Raw genomic sequence first — 17109 nt, 5'->3', positions numbered from 1 at the left:
TCATGCGAGGGGCTGCCTTTTGGTGGCCCCTTTTGCGATTGTGCATTTGGTGGCCGACAGGCGATGCGGAATATCCGCCCATGTCGCACCAATATTCCATGCTCGAAATCATGAATGCCGCGCTCTTGGCCCAAGGGCAGGAGGAGATCGTTGTCGAGAATGACGGCTCTCTTGAATTTCAGACCCTTGCCCGCAACTGGCCGGGTATCGTTGAGTCTGAGCTGGAGGATGGAAACTACTATTTCACCAGGAAGCAGGCCACGCTGATCACCCGAAAAGATGGCCTCTTCGGGTATGATGACGGCTTCTTGATCCCATCCGACGCACTGCACGTGCGCCGCCTCTGGCTGCAAGATCCAACCTGCGGCCGCGTCGAAGTCCCATGGGTTCAGGATGGCGCCTATGTCTATCTCAACAGCCCTGATGGGTGCGTGATCGAGTATGTCGATGCCCCTGGGCAAGATCTCTGGTCGGCCAACTTTTCTCGGGGCGTCCAGAAGAAACTGGAGGCGGTGATTTCCCGCGCGATCAAGGAAGAATACGGAGACGCCGCGGTGCTGGAGCAAGAGGCGGAAACCTACTTCCAGCGTGCGCGTACCAATTCATCAAAGGCCCGCTCGGCTCAACCGCCCTACAAGAAAGGCCCGATCGCGTTGGCCCGGAGAGGTCGCCGTGGCTAGGCTGAAACAGACAATCATGCAGCGGAGCTTCACCTATATGGAGGTCCGCGAGGATTTCCTTGAAGGTGATGATCTGGAGTTGCGCCAGCAGTCGGTCCGGTCGGCGTTGAACATGAAGGGGTTGGCATCTCGTACAGCTGAGGCTCGCCCCGGCACCTTCTTTGAACGGATGCTCAGCACAGCCGAAAATGTCGAGGAGATCCGGCCGGAAAGCGGTCTGCGGTTCGGCCTTATCGTCAACGACGACTCTCTTGAGATCGTGGATGACCGCGCGGACTTGGTCCACACGGTTTCTCCTGTCCCTTGGACGGTCGGCAAAGAGGTCTGGATCAGCCCGTTTCGGAACAAGGTCGTTTTAGGCCACAGAACCGATGGGGTCTGGATCCTTTCATATGACGACGGCGCATGGGCGTTCTCGGATTTTGCGTTCACAGAAACTGCGGGCGGGGAGCTTGCGCAGCCGTATTGGGCGTATGTGCAAGACGCGCCAATCCAGCCCTCAGCTGCAACCGGAAATATCACCATCCGGGCTGCAAAGCCGATCTGGACCAATGCCTACATCGGCCAGCGCATCCGCTACGGTTCACGTGAAATCGAAATCACCGGTCGCACGAATGCCTCAGTGCTGAGGGGCACGGTGGTGAGCCAGCTGCCCCCCAGCTTCGAAATCGGCGTTGACGATGCAACCGTGTTTCGCGTCGGCGAAGCGGTGACCGGCAATGATACCAATTTTCAGGGGCTGATCGTTGGGTTCAATGGGAACCTGCTTCAGGTGGTCACCACCACGTTCTTTGAAGGCCCAGACGTGGGCGAGGAATTGTCAGGGCCTGCTGGAGCGTCGGTGATCACGACAAAGGCGGATGCAGCGCCATTTCCCTCACCCGTTTGGGATGAACCGCTGATGTCTCCGTTGCGGGGCTACCCTGGGTCTGCCGGGCAGGTCGCCGGGCGGCTGGTGTTTCTCGATTTTCCGCAAGTCCCTGATGCGGTTGGCCTGTCCTCTACACGACGGATCGAGGACTGGAACGTAGGCGCCAAGGATGATGACGCAATCCTGCGGCAGGTCGGCGATGGCGCGCCCCGGTGGCTTCATGCCGTCAATATGGGTGACCTGATCCTGTTCTCGGACAGTGGTGTCTACAATGTGCCGGCGCGCGACAACGGGGTGATTTCTCCAAGCACCTTCAACCCGGTTCTGGTGGATGACACCGGCTGCAATGAGATCAAACCCGTGAAGGTCGAAGACGGCATCATGTTTGTGGATGCGTCGGGCGAGGGGATCTCCGCCGCATTTCTCGATGGTAACGTGTATCTGAAATGGTCGGTCAAACGGATGACCACCTATCACGATCACCTCATCAAAACACCGCGCGCGCTGTGTGGCCCGGCGCTCCGTTCTCCAGCTGCGGAGAAATTCATGTTTGTGGTCAACGCAGACGGCACAGTCGCGGCGGTGTCCTGGCAACAGAGCATCAGGGATGAGGCAGTGGGCTTTGCCCCGTGGGTCACAAATGGGCGTTTCGTCAATGTTGCCCCGCTTTTTGGCGGCTACTGGGCCATCGTTGACCGCGACGTCGGCGGCACAACATCACGCTTTCTGGAGCGCTTTTCTGACGAGGCATTCCTTGATTGCGCGACCACGACCGATGACACGACCGATGCACAGTTGCTGACCGTAAATGGTCAGAACCTCACCGCGAACGGTGAAACCATCATCGTTTCATCCCCATCTGCGGCCCATCTGATCGGTGAAACCATCTCCTATTACGCTGAGGGGTGGGATTTCGGCGACTTCGTGGTTCAGCCCGACGGCACGGTAGATCCCGGCGCTTCCGTCGTTGGCGAACGTCAGATCGGCTTCAATTTCGAATGTGAGCTGGCGCCGTGGCCGGTCGAGAGCATTGAGAGCCCTCGGATTGGAACGCTTACCGCGCGAGTCCTGCAATTCATCGTCTCAGTCCAGGGCACCCTGAGCTACGAGGTCACCTGCAACAGCAAGACCAAGACGGTGCAGGCGTATCGGATTGGTGATGACCTTGACGAGCCTCCCAAGCCGCGGACTGAAATCAGGCGGTTCACGATTTACGGCAACAGAGATCACCCGTTCATTCAGGTGGCAAAACGTCGGCCCGGCCCATTTCGGGTGCTGGCCACAGGTCAGAGGGTGCAAGCGTAATGGATCCGGTATCAGCAACACTGATGCTCAGTGCAGCCTCAGCAGGGGCAACAGGCATCGCGGGCTATCAGCAGGCAAAGGGTGAGCAGGAACACGCGCGCATCAATTCATACATCGGGCGGACACGCGCCTTGCAGGAGGACACCGGCCACAGGGAAGGCCTGGACGGCGAATTGGGCTCAATGCGGGCAACCTTCGGGGCGAACCAACAACGGCCCAATGTCGGCACCCTTGAGGTGGTGAACGAGTTGCGCCGTGTCCGCGATAGCGAACGCAGGGTTGGTGTTGGCAACCGCAATTCGGAGGCCGCTGATTGGAGCCTGCGCGGACGTAATGCAGGGAGTGCAGCGCGCGCCTCCCTTTGGAAGGGGGGCTTTAAAGCGGGTGGATCGCTTTTTGACCTCCACGATTACCGAACAAACCGAGGTGGCGGATAATGGCTCAAATCAAGAAGATCGTTCGCAGCAATCCAATCTCTCAGTTTCGACAGGTCGCGCCAGATGGAGGCGCGACTTTCCGCGTTTTGGCAGATGGGTTGAATGACCTCTACGACCGGACAGCACCGGTGGCCGTCGAGCAGATGGAACGCGAGGGAAAAGAGCTGGGGCGGCAGCGCGCGCGCCAGGACTTCGGGAACATGGCACCCGCTGCTGGTGGCGTTGATCGGTTGGATGGCGGTGAGGGGGCAGATACGCTCTCCCTGCTGAGGGAATTTGAAGGCTTTCGCGAAGGCACCTACTGGGATGTAAACGCACACCGGCTAGGATACGGGTCTGACACCATCACGCTTGAAGATGGCACGGTTCGTCGTGTGAAGAAGGGTGATCGTGTGTCCCGTACAGATGCCGAGCGGGATCTCGCCCGTCGCGTGTCTGGTGAGTTTGAGCCAATTGTTCAAAAGGCCATCGGCTCCGATCGCTTCAACAGCATGACCAAAGGCCAGCGCGCCGCCGTGACCTCGATCGCCTATAACTACGGGCGGATCCCAGACAGGATCGCGGGCGCTCTGCGCAGTGGTGATGCGGCCGCTGCTGCGGAAGCCATTCGCGGACTTGGTGGCGACAACGACGGTATCAACCGGAAGCGGCGAAACCGCGAGGCGGATATCTTCCTCAGCGGTGGTGGCGGTCAGGATCAAGTGGCAGGGGGCGAAACCGGCGTCTCGATCAGAGCGCGGGACGGCTCGGTTCAGCTGCGTCGGTTCTCGCCATATGCAGGCCCCATCCTTCAGGCTCATGACGCCGCTGCGCGTGTGGCGTATCAAGCGGAAACCATCAATCAGGCATCCATTGCGCTGCACGATATCGGCAACCAGTACGAGTACGACCCCGAAGGCTACACAGAGGCCGCGCAGGCCTACATTGATGAGATGGTCAAAGGCGCCGCACCAGAGGTAGCCGGCGATCTGCGGGACGTCCTCTCAGATGCTGCCCGAAAAACCAGTCTCGGTATCATGGACGCAAAGCACACCGAGACCCGGGCGCGCGCAAACAATTCGTCCCGCGCGCTTATGGAGCGTTGGTCTGGCGAATATGCGGAGGCCATTGCTTCTGGTGACCCATCTGAGATTGATGCCGCTCAGCGGCGCCTGGACAACGTATTACAGGCCCGCGAGGCACTGCCGGGCGTAGCTTGGACCCCAGAGCAATCCGCAAATGTGTTCCTTAAGGCTGAGGATACGGCTCAGGCGCTGATTAAGCGGCGGAGAGATGCCCGCAACAGCGAGGTCAAAGACACCCTCAACCTGATCACTGATGCCGCCAAGGCTGGGCGTCAGGCCGAGGGAGAGGAAATCCTGTCTGATCCGGCAGCTGTCGCGGCACACCCGGAACTGGCCCGTGAGGCAGCAGCATTCGTGGCTCTCAGGGACAACACCCCTGGGTTTCTGCAAATGACACCGGATCAGCAGGCGCAAGAAATCGCCCGTATCATGGAGGGGCCAGTTGGCGAAAAATGGGAAATCGACGTTGCCGATGCAGCTGCAAAAATGGCGAAGGAAAACCGGAAGGCTTGGGCCGATGATCCTGTCAAACGTGCCTCCGAAGTTCTGGAAACGCCGCCGCCGCCGCTCCCGGACCTGACACCAGAGGATCCCGGAAAATTCGTGGACGCTCTTTCTGCGCGGCGGGAATATATGAACAGGCTACGCGCTGCCGGATACACGGACACCAATTCCTTTCTCAGCGAAGAGGAGGCCCAGCAGCTGGGGGTGCTGATGGGCAAGGGCACGGACCCGGCAATCGTGGCTGCGATGTCAGGGGCGATTGTTGCCGGGTTCGGGCAGGATGCAGTTCGTGTGTTCGATGAAATCGGCGGCGACCGAGTGACGATGTTCGCGGGCAAAATTCAGGCTTTAGGGGGGCGGCCCGAAGTTGCGCAGCAGATCCTGCAAGGTCAGCAAATGATCGCCGAAAACATGGTTCAGCTACCGCCGAAATCGGACAGTATTTCAGCTTTTGACGGCCAGGTTGCGACAGCATTTCATGGTATCTCAGGCGGGATAGAAGCACAGGCGGAATTGATGGAAGCGGCTAAGGCCCTCTACGCTTCTCAGGCTCAGGGGATCGACCCGACCTCCGATGCCGCAAGCGATCTGATGAAACAGTCCATTCAGACCGTTCTTGGGCAATCGAAAAACAAGCGTGGCGAAGTCACAGGCGGGGTTCAGGCCGTGATGGGGCACCAGACGCTCCTGCCTATTGGCGTGTCCGGTAATTCGGTCGACTTAGCGCTGCGAGTTGCGTTTGGTGCTGATCCAGAGCCAGGCAGAAACATCCCGAACCGTATCACGCGCGGCCTGACAAATATCGGTATGGCAGTTCTTGGGGCAGAACCAGCTGATCATAGCGCGAAATGGGCGGCTGCTGGCGTCGACGGAGTGCCATCGGTCAATGGGGAGCCGATCCCCAGCAGGTATGTCGACAACGACATGGTGCGCCCTGTCTCCATCGGCGGAAACCTGTATCGTCTGGAGGTCACCAACGGCGCGGCAAAGCTGGATGTTGAGGATGGCAATGGGAACGTTCTGATCTTTGATCTTCAGAAGTTCATGGAGGCCAGCGAGTGACCTTCTTTCTCAACCAGCCGACCGAAGCGCCGACCATCAAAGCCAGAAACGACAACGTTGAATTGGCGTCAGGTTTCTCAGATGGCCTTGGCGCCGCAATCACCGTGGCCAGCCTTGAGAACGATGCCAATTTCATCGCCCGCAGAACGACGGTGAAAACCCGTGCATCTAAGGGGTGGGAGCTGGCTGATCGTCTCGGTGCCGAAGCGATCGAGCAACGCGCGCGGGATCAAGGCATATCTGAGCAGTCGATTTCACTATTCACGCGGATGATGGACCGGCGCCCGTCTCATATGCCTGACTACATGGAGGCGGTGGTGTTTGAGCTGGCTGGCGAGGCGTCAGCTGATCAGCCCGAAGCATGGGCAGATCTTGAATTCTCAGATGACGTGATCACCGCAGAGGCTAATGCGGAGCTTCAGGCAGATTACGAGGATGCGCGCGAGACGCTGGATATGATGCCCGGCGGATCTGGCGTCGCCAGCTTTATAGGCAGCATGATCGGGATCACCGCGGATGTGAAGAACCTTCCCTTTCTTGCCCTGGGCGGCGGTGGCGGTTCGATTTGGCGCACGATTGGTCAGGAAGCGATGATCAACACCGCAGCTGAAGCCGCATTTTTGCCGTCACAGTTCGAAATGGCTGAGCGGCTGGATATCCCGGATCCTGATGTTGTGACCCAGCTGAGCCTCGCCGCGGTGGCTGGTGGTGCCCTTGGCGGGCTGGTTGAGGGAGGAGCCCGTGGCATCAGCTATTTCCAGATGCGCAACCGGGTGCCAGAGATACCCGGCTATGACGAATTTACCGCACGGGCGATGGTTGATCAGGTCGAGGATATTCTGACCAGCGACACACCGCGCCCCTTCGAGAAGATACGGCAGATGCAAGACGAGGCGCTGGCGGCACCGTACTTGCTGGAAAACCCGATTAACCCGAAACGCCCCCCGCTGATCCAAGATGCTGCCCCTGCTGCGTCACCAGACGAGCCTGATCTTCTCTCTGGTCTGCAATCAGCTGTCGATGAGGCCAGGGCAGCGGACCGTAGCGCGGCCCGACCCCTGGCGCAGTTTCTTCGCGATAATCACAAGGGCGGCGGGGAAAACCTCCAAATCCATCCTGAGGGTATGGCCGCAGATGAGTTGAAAGTCAGCGGCATCACGCCGAAGACAATGCCCGGTCTGTTCTCTCGCAACGGCCGCAAGGATTTTGACAATCTGGTGGCTGATGAGTTGGAAGCAGAATTCCCGGGCATCATTGAGGCAACAGGCACTCAGCGAGGCTCCCTATATCTGGATCGGGATGGTTTCCTTGAAGTGCTTGGTCGAGATCTCGATCGAGACAGCAGCTGGTTGCAGTCCCGCGCCGAGGTCGAGGCAAGAGAGGCGGATCTGGAGGCCTATCTGCGGGAAGGTGATGGCAAGCCCGCCGATGACTACACCGCCGGTGCTGAGGCCGAAGGCGGGATGTTCGTTGATCTCAATGAATATGAGTTTGTCCACGGCAACAACGCGGGCTTAGAGATTGAGCGTGATCTCGACAGGTATCTGGAACGCAACGGTCTGACCTTCCTTACAAAGGAGGAGCGGGCTGAAATCCTTGATCAACTGCAAACCCGTGGTGGCGAGGCTGAATATCTGGTAGAACGTATCGCAGAACGCGAGATTGAGCTCGCCACTGCACCGCTGCCGGAGGATGCCTTCGATGAAATCCCTTTCCCAGATGCGCCCGCGGCGCCGCGCAATGATGGACAAAGCGCAGACGGTGCTGGACGATCCAACGGCGACGCCGGCACAGAAGGCACGGGCGGAACGCGGACAGCAGATCCTCCAGCAACTCGAACAGAGCAAACAGCCGCAGGGGAGCAAGTCGTCGCCACCGGCATCGAGCCGCTAAGCCAACGCCAACAACTTGAGGCTCGGCAGGGCGCGCCGATGCGCGGTGGCGATGCCGCCGCCGATGATGGGCTTTTCGATCTGGGAGCGCGGGCCCAGACCGATATGTTCGATGATCCTGCCAGCCCGGAAGCCCGCACTATTCAGCAAAATGTCGCCTCATCGTTCCGTGATGAGATCGAGGCAAACGGGCCGACTGTGGTTGACATGGTGACCGAGGATGGCCGTGTGTTGCGGACTGATCAGGACGTCTTGGATTATCTGGACGAAGGCGACCAATTCAGCAGCCGTATTGATCTTTGTGGCATGGCGCCTGGAGGGGAAACATGAGTTTCTGGAATTGTGTAGAGGACGCCATTGACGAGGGCAGTGCTGATCGAGAACGCGGCGAGCGCGCCCAGCGGATGTGGGAGGATCTGCGGGACCGGTACGAGCGCCAGGGTCACAGCAGGAACAATGCCGAGGCAATGGCGGCAGAGGATGTGAAAGAGGCATTCCGGCGCGAGGCGGGCGAGACACGTCACGTTTTTCAGGCAAAAATGGCGAATAACCGAAAGCTTCAGCAAGGCGTGTCTGCGGCCCCGGATCTGGCCAAGCACCAAACCCGCACCGTCGAGGATCTGGATTACAAGGCGCGGGGCCTCGTTCGTCGCTTCAACGGGCGTCTGGCCTCATTCCTTCGCGATCATCACCGTGACCTCTTGGGCAATGTGACCAAACCGGCTCAAATGCGGAACCTCTTGGCCGAGTTGCATGGCGAAAGCACGGGCGATGCTGCGGCGGCAGCGCTGGCAAAAGGCGTGGGTGAGGCGCTGGAGGATATGCGGCTCATGTTCAACGAGGCCGGTGGCATTATCGGCAAGCTGGACAACTACGGCATCCCTCATAGCCACAGCCGTCGCGCTGTCACAAAGGCTGGGTTTGACCGGTGGTTCTCAGATATCCATCAGGGCATCGAGTGGACACGCATCGAAGACCACCTGACCGGCCGTCCGTTTCAGGCCGAAGGTGGACCGGCGCCGGATCTAAAAACTCAGGAGCGTTTCCTTCGCGAGATCTACGACAATATCGCCTATGGCCGTGAAAGCCGCGAGGCTGTCTATGGCCGACCAAAGGGTTCAGCACTCTACCGGCGCCGCGCGGAAAGCCGTGTCCTGCATTTCAAAGCCTCTGACGACTGGATTGCTTACAACAAGGCATACGGCACGGGTGATCCGTTCAAGAGCCTGATGGGGCACGTCCACAAGATGAGCCGGGATATTGTGGCGATGCGCGAGTTTGGGCCGAACCCTGGCCTCGGTGTCGAGTACCAGCAGCAGCTGGCCATGAAGCGCGCGCGTGACGAAGGGCTGGACCCACAGAAGGTCGAAGGCAACGGTAACCATGCGCGGCGCATGTTCGCGGTCGAGAGCGGCGGCGGAATGCCAGAGACGCTGTTTCAGGACTATGTGTCGACCTTCATGAGCAGCGCCCGCCACGTGATGACGTCGGCATTTCTCGATCGGGCAATCATCTCCTCGGTTTCGGACCTGAACACCATGAGGCTGGCGGCCCAAGCTGTCGGCGCGAGCCCAACCAATGTCATGCGTCGGCATGTTGAGATCATGGCCAACGAATTATCCGGGGGAGAGGCGCTGCGCGCGCACTGGGTCGCGGACACGCTGGCAGATCCGGGTATCGCCTTGGCACGGTTCCAGAGCGAGGTCCCGCCCTCAGAGATCGCAGAGCGCCTTTCCAGCGCCTCCATGCGCATTCAGGGGCTCTCTGGCTGGACCGATGCTGCCCGGATGGCATTCCAGTGGGAGATGGGCGGCGTGATGGCGGGGCAGGCGGGAAAGAAACTCGCCGATATTGATCATCCGATTGGGAAATTCCTGCGGGATTCCGGGCTGACAGAAGGCGAATGGGGCGCGCTGACTGCCCCAGAGGCGATGTTCACTGCCGGAAATGGTGCCACTTTTGTTGATCCGCTTTACTGGCGAGAAGCCACGGACCTGCCACGTGATCGCGCCGATGAGATCTTCTTCAAAGTCCAGGGCATGATCGAGGAACAGACTGAGTTCGCCGTTCCCACCCAGAGCCTTTTGGCGCGAGGGATGCTGGACCCAGCCTCGACAGACTTGCCCCCAGGAACATTGCCTTACGAGATCTGGAAATCAGGCCTAATGTTCAAGAGCTTTGCGATGACCTTCACCGTCAACCAGTTCCGGCGCACAATGGCTCAGCCAACGCTCAGCGGTAAAATCGGGTATGCGATGAACCTTGCTGCCGGGGCAACCGTCATGGGCGGGATTGCTCTCCAGCTAAGCGAGATCATCAAAGGCAATGATCCGATGGATATGACTAGTCCGGCATTCTGGGGCAAAGCAACACTCAAGGGCGGCGGTTTCGGCATCATCGGCGATATCGTGTCGACAGGACAGGCGTCTTGGGGAGGCGGCTTCCCGGCCTATGTCGCGGGTCCGGTTCCGCAGGCCATTGGTGACGTCTGGAACCTGACCATCAAAAACGCCTGGGAGTTTGCGACAGGCCAAGACACCAACTTTGCCAAGGAATTCACGGATATCGGGCGCAGATATACACCAATGGGGCAGACCCCAGCAATCGGCCCTGCCATGGATCGGTTGCTATGGGATCAGTTGCAGATGCTCCTGGATCCTGAAAGCGCTGCCAAGATCAAGAAACGGGCTCAAGCGCGTGAAAACCGGGACGGAAACTCCTCGTGGTGGATGCCCGGAAGCCCGACGCCTGACCGCGCCCCGGATCTCTCAGATATTCTCGGTGGCTGATGTGCATTGGGTGGCGCGGCGTCCTGACGGATTGTCGCGTCATTCAATGAGGTCACCATGTCAACAGAGATCACAGGGCTAAACGAGCTTTCAGCGGCAGATATCAGCGACAATGACGAGCTGGTGATCTACGACGTTTCAGCCGGCACCAACCCCAGCAAAAAGGTCAAGCGTTCGACGCTGCTCACAGGCGTTGCCAAGGACGGCGGCAACCACAATTTTGGAACCAGCGAGATTGAAAACCTCACTGCTCTCAACGCCACCCTTGGATTTGACGGCGGGGCCACTCTCCAGAACGTGCTGCATGGCGAGGTAAGCCTTTCGCCGATCTCGATTGCAGCTGGTGCTTCTGAGGTGGTGACCGCGACCCTTACGGATGCGGTGGTCACAGATCAGTTGGTGTGGGCGCTCACGGGCGAACTGGCGCATGGTCTGACATGTCAGGCGTGGATTTCAGCCGCCAATACCGTGTCGTTCAAGTTCTACAACACCACCAATGGAAGCGTTGCCGGAGCAACCTATGGCGCTCGTGTGACCGCTCTCCGGCTCACCTAAGGCCACATGTGCATTTGTTAGGCGGTCATGGCGGGCAAAGTCTCGCTCATGGCTACCGTTGCAAAATCCGATCGTTCCACGACCATCACACTGGCCTCTGCGAGCGCGGGCCCGTTTGATCTCGATTTCCGTCTTTTCGATACAGATGGGCTGGCTGTCTACGTCAATGACGCGCCGCGGGAGGATTGGACGCTATCAGCCCGTTTCAACGACGGGTTTGACGACAACGCGACGCTCACGTTCAACGACGCATTGGGCGAAGGTTCAATCATTGTCATTGATGGCGCTCTCACACCCTGGCGCCAGCAGGACTATCTGAACAGCGGTCAGCTGGTGCAAAAGCTGAATGTGGAGTTAGGGCGGATCTGGTCGGTTGTGTCAGAGCTGTTCCGCAACAGCCGTCGGAGCTTGCGCTTCTTCAAAGCCATCGACCCGGTTCCCCTGACGGCTGGCAAGGTTCTGGCAATCAATGCTGAAGGAACAGGTATCCAGTTGGTCGAACCGCGCGATGCGGGGGTGCCAGATGACGAACTGACGATGATCAAGGCGTTTCGCACCGGCCAGGCACTATTGGCTGATCCGACTGAGAGCTACACCGTCGGCACGATCCTTTCACCGGAAACCGAGAACACCCGCTACATCGTAGCCCATCCCACTGAAGCAAACCCGGATATTGTGACCGCTGGCGGGGTCAAGGCGTTTGAGATCGGGCCTGAGTTCTCCGACATTTACAAGCTGCGCGGCGCGATCCAGCGCGGGGATCTGCGGGATGGCCAGCGGGTTTTCTGCAACGGGGCAGGATATACGGTAGACAGCACTGCAACTGGTCTTGATGGCGCTCTCTGGCGGTTCGGCGTGGATGGCTTGCGCCATGAGGGCGGGGAGCTGGACAACCTGTTCTTGATGACAGCTTTCAAGAACCAGGACGTGACAGCGCAATATGCCTTTCTCTCGAATGATGGCTTAAGCCTGAAGCGCCTGAACCAGACGCCGATCACGCGGGGGGCGGGCGATGCGACCACCGGCGGGCGTGATAGCCAGCCCTTCTGGGCGCGGCAGCGCCGGAACGATCCGTGGATGATGCCGGTGACGGCTGGCGAAGGGCTTGAATATGACTTCTCGATCTTCGTATCGAGCGATATTGTCACTCCCGTAAGTGTGAAGTGCCAGCTTCAAGGCGGCAACGCTTTTGGCGGTGTTCGCGGTACGGTCCTGCCGGGGGCCACGCGGGCGGTAGATCTGCTGTGGAGTCCGCGCCTGCACAATATCGGTGACAAGGTCTATTTGACCATCAGCCTCCGCACACAGGACGATTACACAGATGGTTTCGGCAATCCGTCTCCGACGTTCCGGCCATTCATCGCAGAGTGTCTTGATATCGAGGCTCTGACATTCGGGCCGCCTGTCGCGATGAGCGTTGGCACAACCACAACCGCGATGCTGGAACCTGACCTTGTGCAGGCGGAGAACGGCACCTGGTACATGTGCATCAAGAACAGCGCAAACCGGAATATCGAGATCCACTCCGCGACTGATCCCATCAACGGCGCGTGGTCTTTTGTCACCACCCTCGATCTTGACGGCACCTTGAACAGCCTTGAGGGTGCGATCTGGGTTGAACAGGTCTATCGCGATGCCAGCACCGGCGAGAGGTTGTTGAAGTATCGTGTCCATGTCGCGAACAACCGTAATGCAGATGATGAGCTGCGCGGTGTGCCTGTCGAGTTCATCAGCACCGGCGGCCCTGAAGGGCCATATGGCGCGGCGCAGGATGTGAATAACAGCCACTCCATGCGTAACGGCGACATGCTCAACGTCGCTCTTGAGCCTGATCCGCGCGCGATCCGGTCCCTCCTTGATGTTGCCAGCAGCTTTTCCGGGGAATATCCCGCCGGGGTTGATGAGTGCATCCGCTTGCCTGATGAGCCGCACAACCTGACGCCACAGCAAGACAGCCTGTATTACGTCAACACCGCCGGGTACGCTTGCACCTTGACCATCGAGAAGGCGGAGGCACGGCGGTTCTGGCTGGCCTCTCTCAGCTCCGATGCCGGCACATACATTGACGTGGAGAACAACTCCCTTTGCGTCGGTAATACCCGGATCGGCGGGGGCGCGTTCCAAATCACGGAGTTCCTGTGGGTTGACTTCCTCGGCAAGTATGTCGGCGTTCAGAGCTATGCCGTGGGCGGTGGTGGATCGGCTGACGGCGTTGTGACCGGTGTTTCGTTCGACAGCGGGACCAACGTCCTGACGCTCACCCGGTCGGTCGGCGGCGATCTGACGGTGGACCTCTCCGCGCTGGATGGCGGCGGGTCTGGCCTGATCAACTGGTCGGAGAGCGGGAATAACCTCGTGCCGACAACTGCGGGGGCGCTGGGCAATGCCGCAAACCCGGTGCGAGGGTTGGTGCTTGAGCCTAGGGATGCTGCGGGCGCGACGGGGGCAGCAACGCCACTTGAGCTGTTCCGGGCGAACAACGGGGCGATCCGCGATGGCACAGTCGGGGATACTGCCAGCAACGACGGCGCTGATATTGGCCATTACACGCAGCACCTATCCTCATCGGCCACATCAGGAACAGTCGTGTGGGATCGCGCCAACGGAAACGGGCTGAACATCACAGGCGGGCCGCTGACCGGAACGCTGACCGTGGACCTTTCCGCCCTGATCGTGACGGAAACGGTGTGCGTGATCGTGGCTGAGCCAAATTCGCAGACCATTAACTTCACCCTCCCCGGCGGCGGGGTGAAATGGGCAGGAGGTGCCCAACCGTCCAGCGGGACCGCAACGCTGGAATTTACATTCAAGCGGCACGGGTCATCGAATACCCATGCAACCGGCGTGGAGTTCTCCTAATGAGCAAGCTTTTCGCAAATGCCATGATGGCTTACGTGGCTGCCAATCAGGGCGGGGGTGGACCTTTAATTGGAACCACTACTATTGTGGCGACGGCGGGGCCATATTTGGACTGGGACTTTGCTAGCACTTTTCCCAATGCGCAGGTTGGGGATGTACTGGTTGGTGCTGGGGCTTCTGACAGCAGCAACTTGGGCTTAGCCGACTATACGTCAGGGCCATTAGCTGCACAAAAAATATCAGCGGTTTCAACCACCTCGCCCGGACACGCCTTTCTGGTAGCTACTTGGGATGGTGTAAACACTCGTATCACGAGCGACACTACGGTAAGCGCCAGTGAGGCGAACTATTGCGGCTGGGTTTTTGGGTTATTCAGAGGGTTTACGGCGAGTGGGCTGACCTCAGCCAATACAAGTGGTAGTTCCGGTATGCCGGATTGTCCGAACTTGTCGGGTGCAGGTGTTGGGTCACTTGTTCTTGCTTGCGGGGCTATAGACGATGATGCAGTAACCGATGTAACGTCGCCTACTGGCTTCGAGTTGGTAGGATCGAGAACGTCAAGCCCAACCCCAGAATCCACTGCTACTGCTATGTTGGCATGGGCCGTATCCGATGTTCTTAATATAGATCCCGGTCCATTCGGGGGTTCCGGTACTGATGGCTGGCGATCCGCTACAATAGCCCTACCGCCGGTGTAGCCATGGACCTCTCCCTCATCATCGAGGAAATCGGAGGCGGGCTTAGCGCTGTTGTGATCGCAGCCCTGTCCTACGCCGTCGGCCACCTCTACCGCCGCAACAACCGCCAGACTGACCGCCACCTTGACCGGGAGCGTGAACACAGCGCCGAGCTGGTAGAGACCATCCGGGCAATCGACAGATACAGCCGGGAGCGCGGGCAATGAAGTGGCCGCAGTTTCTGCGCCGGATCGACGCGACCGCAAAGCAGGCCGCCCTTGCGCGGGCCGAGTTGCGCAATGATCGGCTGAGACGGGAGGCCGCGCAGCTCCGCAGCGACCTTCTACGCAAGACAATCGAGGCAAGCCGGGGGGCAAAGCAGACAGATGGGTGATTGGGTTTCTTGGGGTGCAGGCGTTGCCCTGATGTTCTACGGCGCGCTGGTGATGTGGGCCTATAGGCCTACGCGCTGGACCGACCCAGACGCGCCGGGGTGGCTTCAGGCCGCGATCTTCTGCGGGTTCCTCGCGGCGGTCGGGAACACGGCTTTCTGGCAGGTGTTCGGGCAGCCTGCGGTCAAGCTGGGGTGGCTCACTGTCGCGCAGCTGCGCGGGGCTGGCAATTGGCTTGACCTGCTGTTCAAGGGCGGCGGCGCTCTGGCGGCATATCTGCACCTCAAGGCCATGCACAAGTCCCTGAGCGACGAAGAACAGGCCCGGTGGTCTGTCACGGAAATGGCGTTCTATCCCAACCGGCGGCTGTGCCTGCGGGTGCTGGCCCGGATCACAAAACGCCGGAAGTAAGCCACCCACAACCGAACCAGACAGCCCGCCAGCGGGCTTTCTTCGCATGGGGCGAGCATTTGGGCAAACCTCCGATGCGCCGATCCTTCTGGGGCCATCCATTTACAATACGCAGAGGAAGAAAATGAAACTGACGCACGATTGGCAAAAGATTGCACTCGAAGCTTGGTCCATGTGGGGCCTCTACCTGATGATCACTCTCAGCGTGGTTCAGGCGGTTCTGCCGTTCTTCGAGGCCGGGATCCCGTCCCAGATCTATTCCGGCTTGATGATTGCGCTGGCCGGTCTGACTGCCGTGGCCCGGGTTATGACCCAGTGGGGTGCCTACCGTGGGTAAGGCGCGCAAAACAGTCATGGGAGCCGCAGCAAGTGCTGCTCTGGCGACCGCATTCATCGGCGGGTGGGAAGGCCTTCGGACGGAGGCATATCGCGATGCCGTGGGCGTCTGGACCGTCTGCTATGGCGAAACCAAAGGTGTTGCCCCCGGAGATAGTTACAGCAAAGCCGAGTGTGACGCGATGTTCGCGCTGGAACTCCGCAGCTATGAGGCCCAGCTGGACCGTTGCCTGAAGGCTGATGTTCCGACCGGCGCCAAGATCGCGTTTCTGTCCTGGACCTACAATGTCGGGGCAGGGGCGGCCTGTCGGTCCACGCTCGTGCGCAAGGCCAACGCCGGGGATCTGGTCGGTGCCTGCAAAGAGCTGCCACGCTGGAACCGTGCCGGGGGTCGTGTGCTGCGCGGTCTGACCAATCGCCGGATCAGCGAGCGCACGATGTGCCTCAAGGCGGTGAACGGGTGATCCGCAACGCTCTGACCACCACTGCCCTTATCGCCGCCCTGACCGCAACTGGCTGGGGCTGGTGGCAGTCCGGGCGCCGTGCCGCGGTACAGGACGAACTGAACGCAGCCAAGCGCCGCCTTTGGGTCACCGAACGGCAGGTCGAAGACGCGCGGCAGGCGGCTGATGTGTTGGACGCCCACATCAAGCGGATGCAGAGCGAACAGCGCCAACTGGATGCTGACCTGCGCCGCCTGCGCGAAATGGAGGGGTATGATGCGCCACTGTCTGATTTTCTCGGCGATGCTTTTGACCGGCTGTAGCTGGCTGGTGCCCGAACCGGTGCCTGTCTATGTCGAGCGCCCAATACCTGATGAGCTGACCACGCCTTGCTCTGAACCGGTGAAGGGCGCACGATCAGAGGGCGGTCTGATTGAGCTGACCTATGGTTGGCGCTCTACCGCACGGTGCAACGCCGGAAAGCTGGCGGATATAGCGGAACTGACCGGGCCGCGCTGATACCCGCATGACTGGCGGAGCTTTTGCGTTTCTTGATCCGCTCTTGATCGTGCGCTGATGCACAAATTGGTGTGTTTGGGGGTGAGTACCGGACGGCATCACATCGACGCCGCCCAGCTTTTCCTGAGTACAACCACTTTGATTTTGAAGAATAACTTCGGAATTCAAAATCCCCCGCCTTTGCGGGCGTGCCGGTTCGAGTCCGGCCTTGGGTACCATGAAAAGCAGAGAGCGCGATTGCTGCCTCTCTGCTTTTTTGTTGTCTCCAGCGCCGTTTTGCCTGCATCCGGTGGACTGCTGACAAACGCCAGAT

15 protein-coding genes are annotated in these 17109 nt (G+C 59.6%); all 15 read left to right on the top strand.

Translation table 11 applies throughout. The features are described 5' to 3' along the window. The first annotated feature begins 80 nt into the window (after positions 1 to 80). The 15 genes from VWZ85_RS12000 to VWZ85_RS11930 all read left to right on the top strand — a co-directional run bounded on the left by VWZ85_RS12000 (position 81) and on the right by VWZ85_RS11930 (position 16796). The gene (locus tag VWZ85_RS12000) at positions 81 to 680 is read left to right on the top strand and encodes a hypothetical protein (RefSeq protein ID WP_416558223.1); all 600 of its coding nucleotides are present in this window, start codon (positions 81 to 83) and stop codon (positions 678 to 680) included. Further along, complete coding sequence (locus VWZ85_RS11995; protein WP_416588416.1) at positions 673 to 2856, top strand: hypothetical protein; 2184 nt, start codon at positions 673 to 675, stop codon at positions 2854 to 2856. Before VWZ85_RS12000 ends, VWZ85_RS11995 begins: the two co-directional genes overlap by 8 nt. Next, on the top strand, positions 2856 to 3293 hold the full coding sequence (locus VWZ85_RS11990; protein ID WP_317959855.1) for a hypothetical protein: 438 nt from the start codon (positions 2856 to 2858) through the stop codon (positions 3291 to 3293). Before VWZ85_RS11995 ends, VWZ85_RS11990 begins: the two co-directional genes overlap by 1 nt. Next, positions 3293 to 5923 carry a lysozyme gene (locus tag VWZ85_RS11985; protein WP_416588414.1) on the top strand — a complete coding sequence of 877 codons (2631 nt, stop codon included), beginning with the start codon at positions 3293 to 3295 and terminating at the stop codon, positions 5921 to 5923. Before VWZ85_RS11990 ends, VWZ85_RS11985 begins: the two co-directional genes overlap by 1 nt. Next, positions 5920 to 8145 carry a hypothetical protein gene (locus VWZ85_RS11980; protein ID WP_416588412.1) on the top strand — a complete coding sequence of 742 codons (2226 nt, stop codon included), beginning with the start codon at positions 5920 to 5922 and terminating at the stop codon, positions 8143 to 8145. The genes VWZ85_RS11985 and VWZ85_RS11980 overlap by 4 nt, the downstream gene beginning before the upstream one ends. Then, positions 8142 to 10604, top strand: a complete 2463-nt coding sequence (locus VWZ85_RS11975; protein ID WP_416588411.1) for a hypothetical protein — start codon at positions 8142 to 8144, stop codon at positions 10602 to 10604. The genes VWZ85_RS11980 and VWZ85_RS11975 overlap by 4 nt, the downstream gene beginning before the upstream one ends. 57 nt (positions 10605 to 10661) lie before the next feature. After that, on the top strand, positions 10662 to 11159 hold the full coding sequence (locus tag VWZ85_RS11970) for a hypothetical protein (RefSeq protein ID WP_416588409.1): 498 nt from the start codon (positions 10662 to 10664) through the stop codon (positions 11157 to 11159). A 48-nt stretch (positions 11160 to 11207) separates the two neighbouring features. Then, positions 11208 to 14018 (top strand): hypothetical protein, encoded by a 2811-nt coding sequence (locus tag VWZ85_RS11965; protein ID WP_416588407.1) that lies wholly within the window; start codon positions 11208 to 11210, stop codon positions 14016 to 14018. 700 nt (positions 14019 to 14718) lie between these two features. After that, the gene (locus VWZ85_RS11960) at positions 14719 to 14922 is read left to right on the top strand and encodes a hypothetical protein (RefSeq protein ID WP_416588406.1); all 204 of its coding nucleotides are present in this window, start codon (positions 14719 to 14721) and stop codon (positions 14920 to 14922) included. Continuing rightward, the gene (locus tag VWZ85_RS11955; protein WP_416588405.1) at positions 14919 to 15089 is read left to right on the top strand and encodes a hypothetical protein; all 171 of its coding nucleotides are present in this window, start codon (positions 14919 to 14921) and stop codon (positions 15087 to 15089) included. Before VWZ85_RS11960 ends, VWZ85_RS11955 begins: the two co-directional genes overlap by 4 nt. Then, positions 15082 to 15498, top strand: coding sequence for a hypothetical protein (locus tag VWZ85_RS11950; RefSeq protein ID WP_416588402.1), 417 nt, complete (start codon positions 15082 to 15084; stop codon positions 15496 to 15498). The genes VWZ85_RS11955 and VWZ85_RS11950 overlap by 8 nt, the downstream gene beginning before the upstream one ends. Before the next feature lie 124 nt (positions 15499 to 15622). After that, positions 15623 to 15835 (top strand): hypothetical protein, encoded by a 213-nt coding sequence (locus VWZ85_RS11945; RefSeq protein WP_317959869.1) that lies wholly within the window; start codon positions 15623 to 15625, stop codon positions 15833 to 15835. Between the two features lie 16 nt (positions 15836 to 15851). Next, entirely contained in the window at positions 15852 to 16298 is a 447-nt protein-coding gene (locus VWZ85_RS11940) for a lysozyme (protein ID WP_416539444.1), read from the top strand. Then, positions 16295 to 16600 carry a hypothetical protein gene (locus tag VWZ85_RS11935; RefSeq protein WP_416588399.1) on the top strand — a complete coding sequence of 102 codons (306 nt, stop codon included), beginning with the start codon at positions 16295 to 16297 and terminating at the stop codon, positions 16598 to 16600. The genes VWZ85_RS11940 and VWZ85_RS11935 overlap by 4 nt, the downstream gene beginning before the upstream one ends. Then, entirely contained in the window at positions 16581 to 16796 is a 216-nt protein-coding gene (locus VWZ85_RS11930) for a hypothetical protein (protein ID WP_416588396.1), read from the top strand. Before VWZ85_RS11935 ends, VWZ85_RS11930 begins: the two co-directional genes overlap by 20 nt. Positions 16797 to 17109 lie beyond the last annotated feature (313 nt).

Origin of the sequence: Phaeobacter sp. JH20_29, from assembly GCF_048056175.1 — a bacterium.
Taxonomy (GTDB): Bacteria; Pseudomonadota; Alphaproteobacteria; order Rhodobacterales; family Rhodobacteraceae; genus Phaeobacter; species Phaeobacter bryozoorum.
The sequence above is the reverse complement of the archived record's forward strand: the minus strand, read 5'-3'. Positions and strand labels throughout refer to the sequence as shown.

Coding starts and splice junctions, on each gene's coding strand:
- VWZ85_RS11955 (WP_416588405.1), top strand. CDS start 14,919: ATGAAGTGGCCGCAGTTTCTGCGCCGGATCGACGCGACCGCAAAGCAG.
- VWZ85_RS11940 (WP_416539444.1), top strand. CDS start 15,852: ATGGGAGCCGCAGCAAGTGCTGCTCTGGCGACCGCATTCATCGGCGGG.
- VWZ85_RS11960 (WP_416588406.1), top strand. CDS start 14,719: ATGGACCTCTCCCTCATCATCGAGGAAATCGGAGGCGGGCTTAGCGCT.
- VWZ85_RS11950 (WP_416588402.1), top strand. CDS start 15,082: ATGGGTGATTGGGTTTCTTGGGGTGCAGGCGTTGCCCTGATGTTCTAC.
- VWZ85_RS11990 (WP_317959855.1), top strand. CDS start 2,856: ATGGATCCGGTATCAGCAACACTGATGCTCAGTGCAGCCTCAGCAGGG.
- VWZ85_RS11975 (WP_416588411.1), top strand. CDS start 8,142: ATGAGTTTCTGGAATTGTGTAGAGGACGCCATTGACGAGGGCAGTGCT.
- VWZ85_RS11965 (WP_416588407.1), top strand. CDS start 11,208: ATGGCTACCGTTGCAAAATCCGATCGTTCCACGACCATCACACTGGCC.
- VWZ85_RS11930 (WP_416588396.1), top strand. CDS start 16,581: ATGCTTTTGACCGGCTGTAGCTGGCTGGTGCCCGAACCGGTGCCTGTC.
- VWZ85_RS11970 (WP_416588409.1), top strand. CDS start 10,662: ATGTCAACAGAGATCACAGGGCTAAACGAGCTTTCAGCGGCAGATATC.
- VWZ85_RS11985 (WP_416588414.1), top strand. CDS start 3,293: ATGGCTCAAATCAAGAAGATCGTTCGCAGCAATCCAATCTCTCAGTTT.
- VWZ85_RS11945 (WP_317959869.1), top strand. CDS start 15,623: ATGAAACTGACGCACGATTGGCAAAAGATTGCACTCGAAGCTTGGTCC.
- VWZ85_RS12000 (WP_416558223.1), top strand. CDS start 81: ATGTCGCACCAATATTCCATGCTCGAAATCATGAATGCCGCGCTCTTG.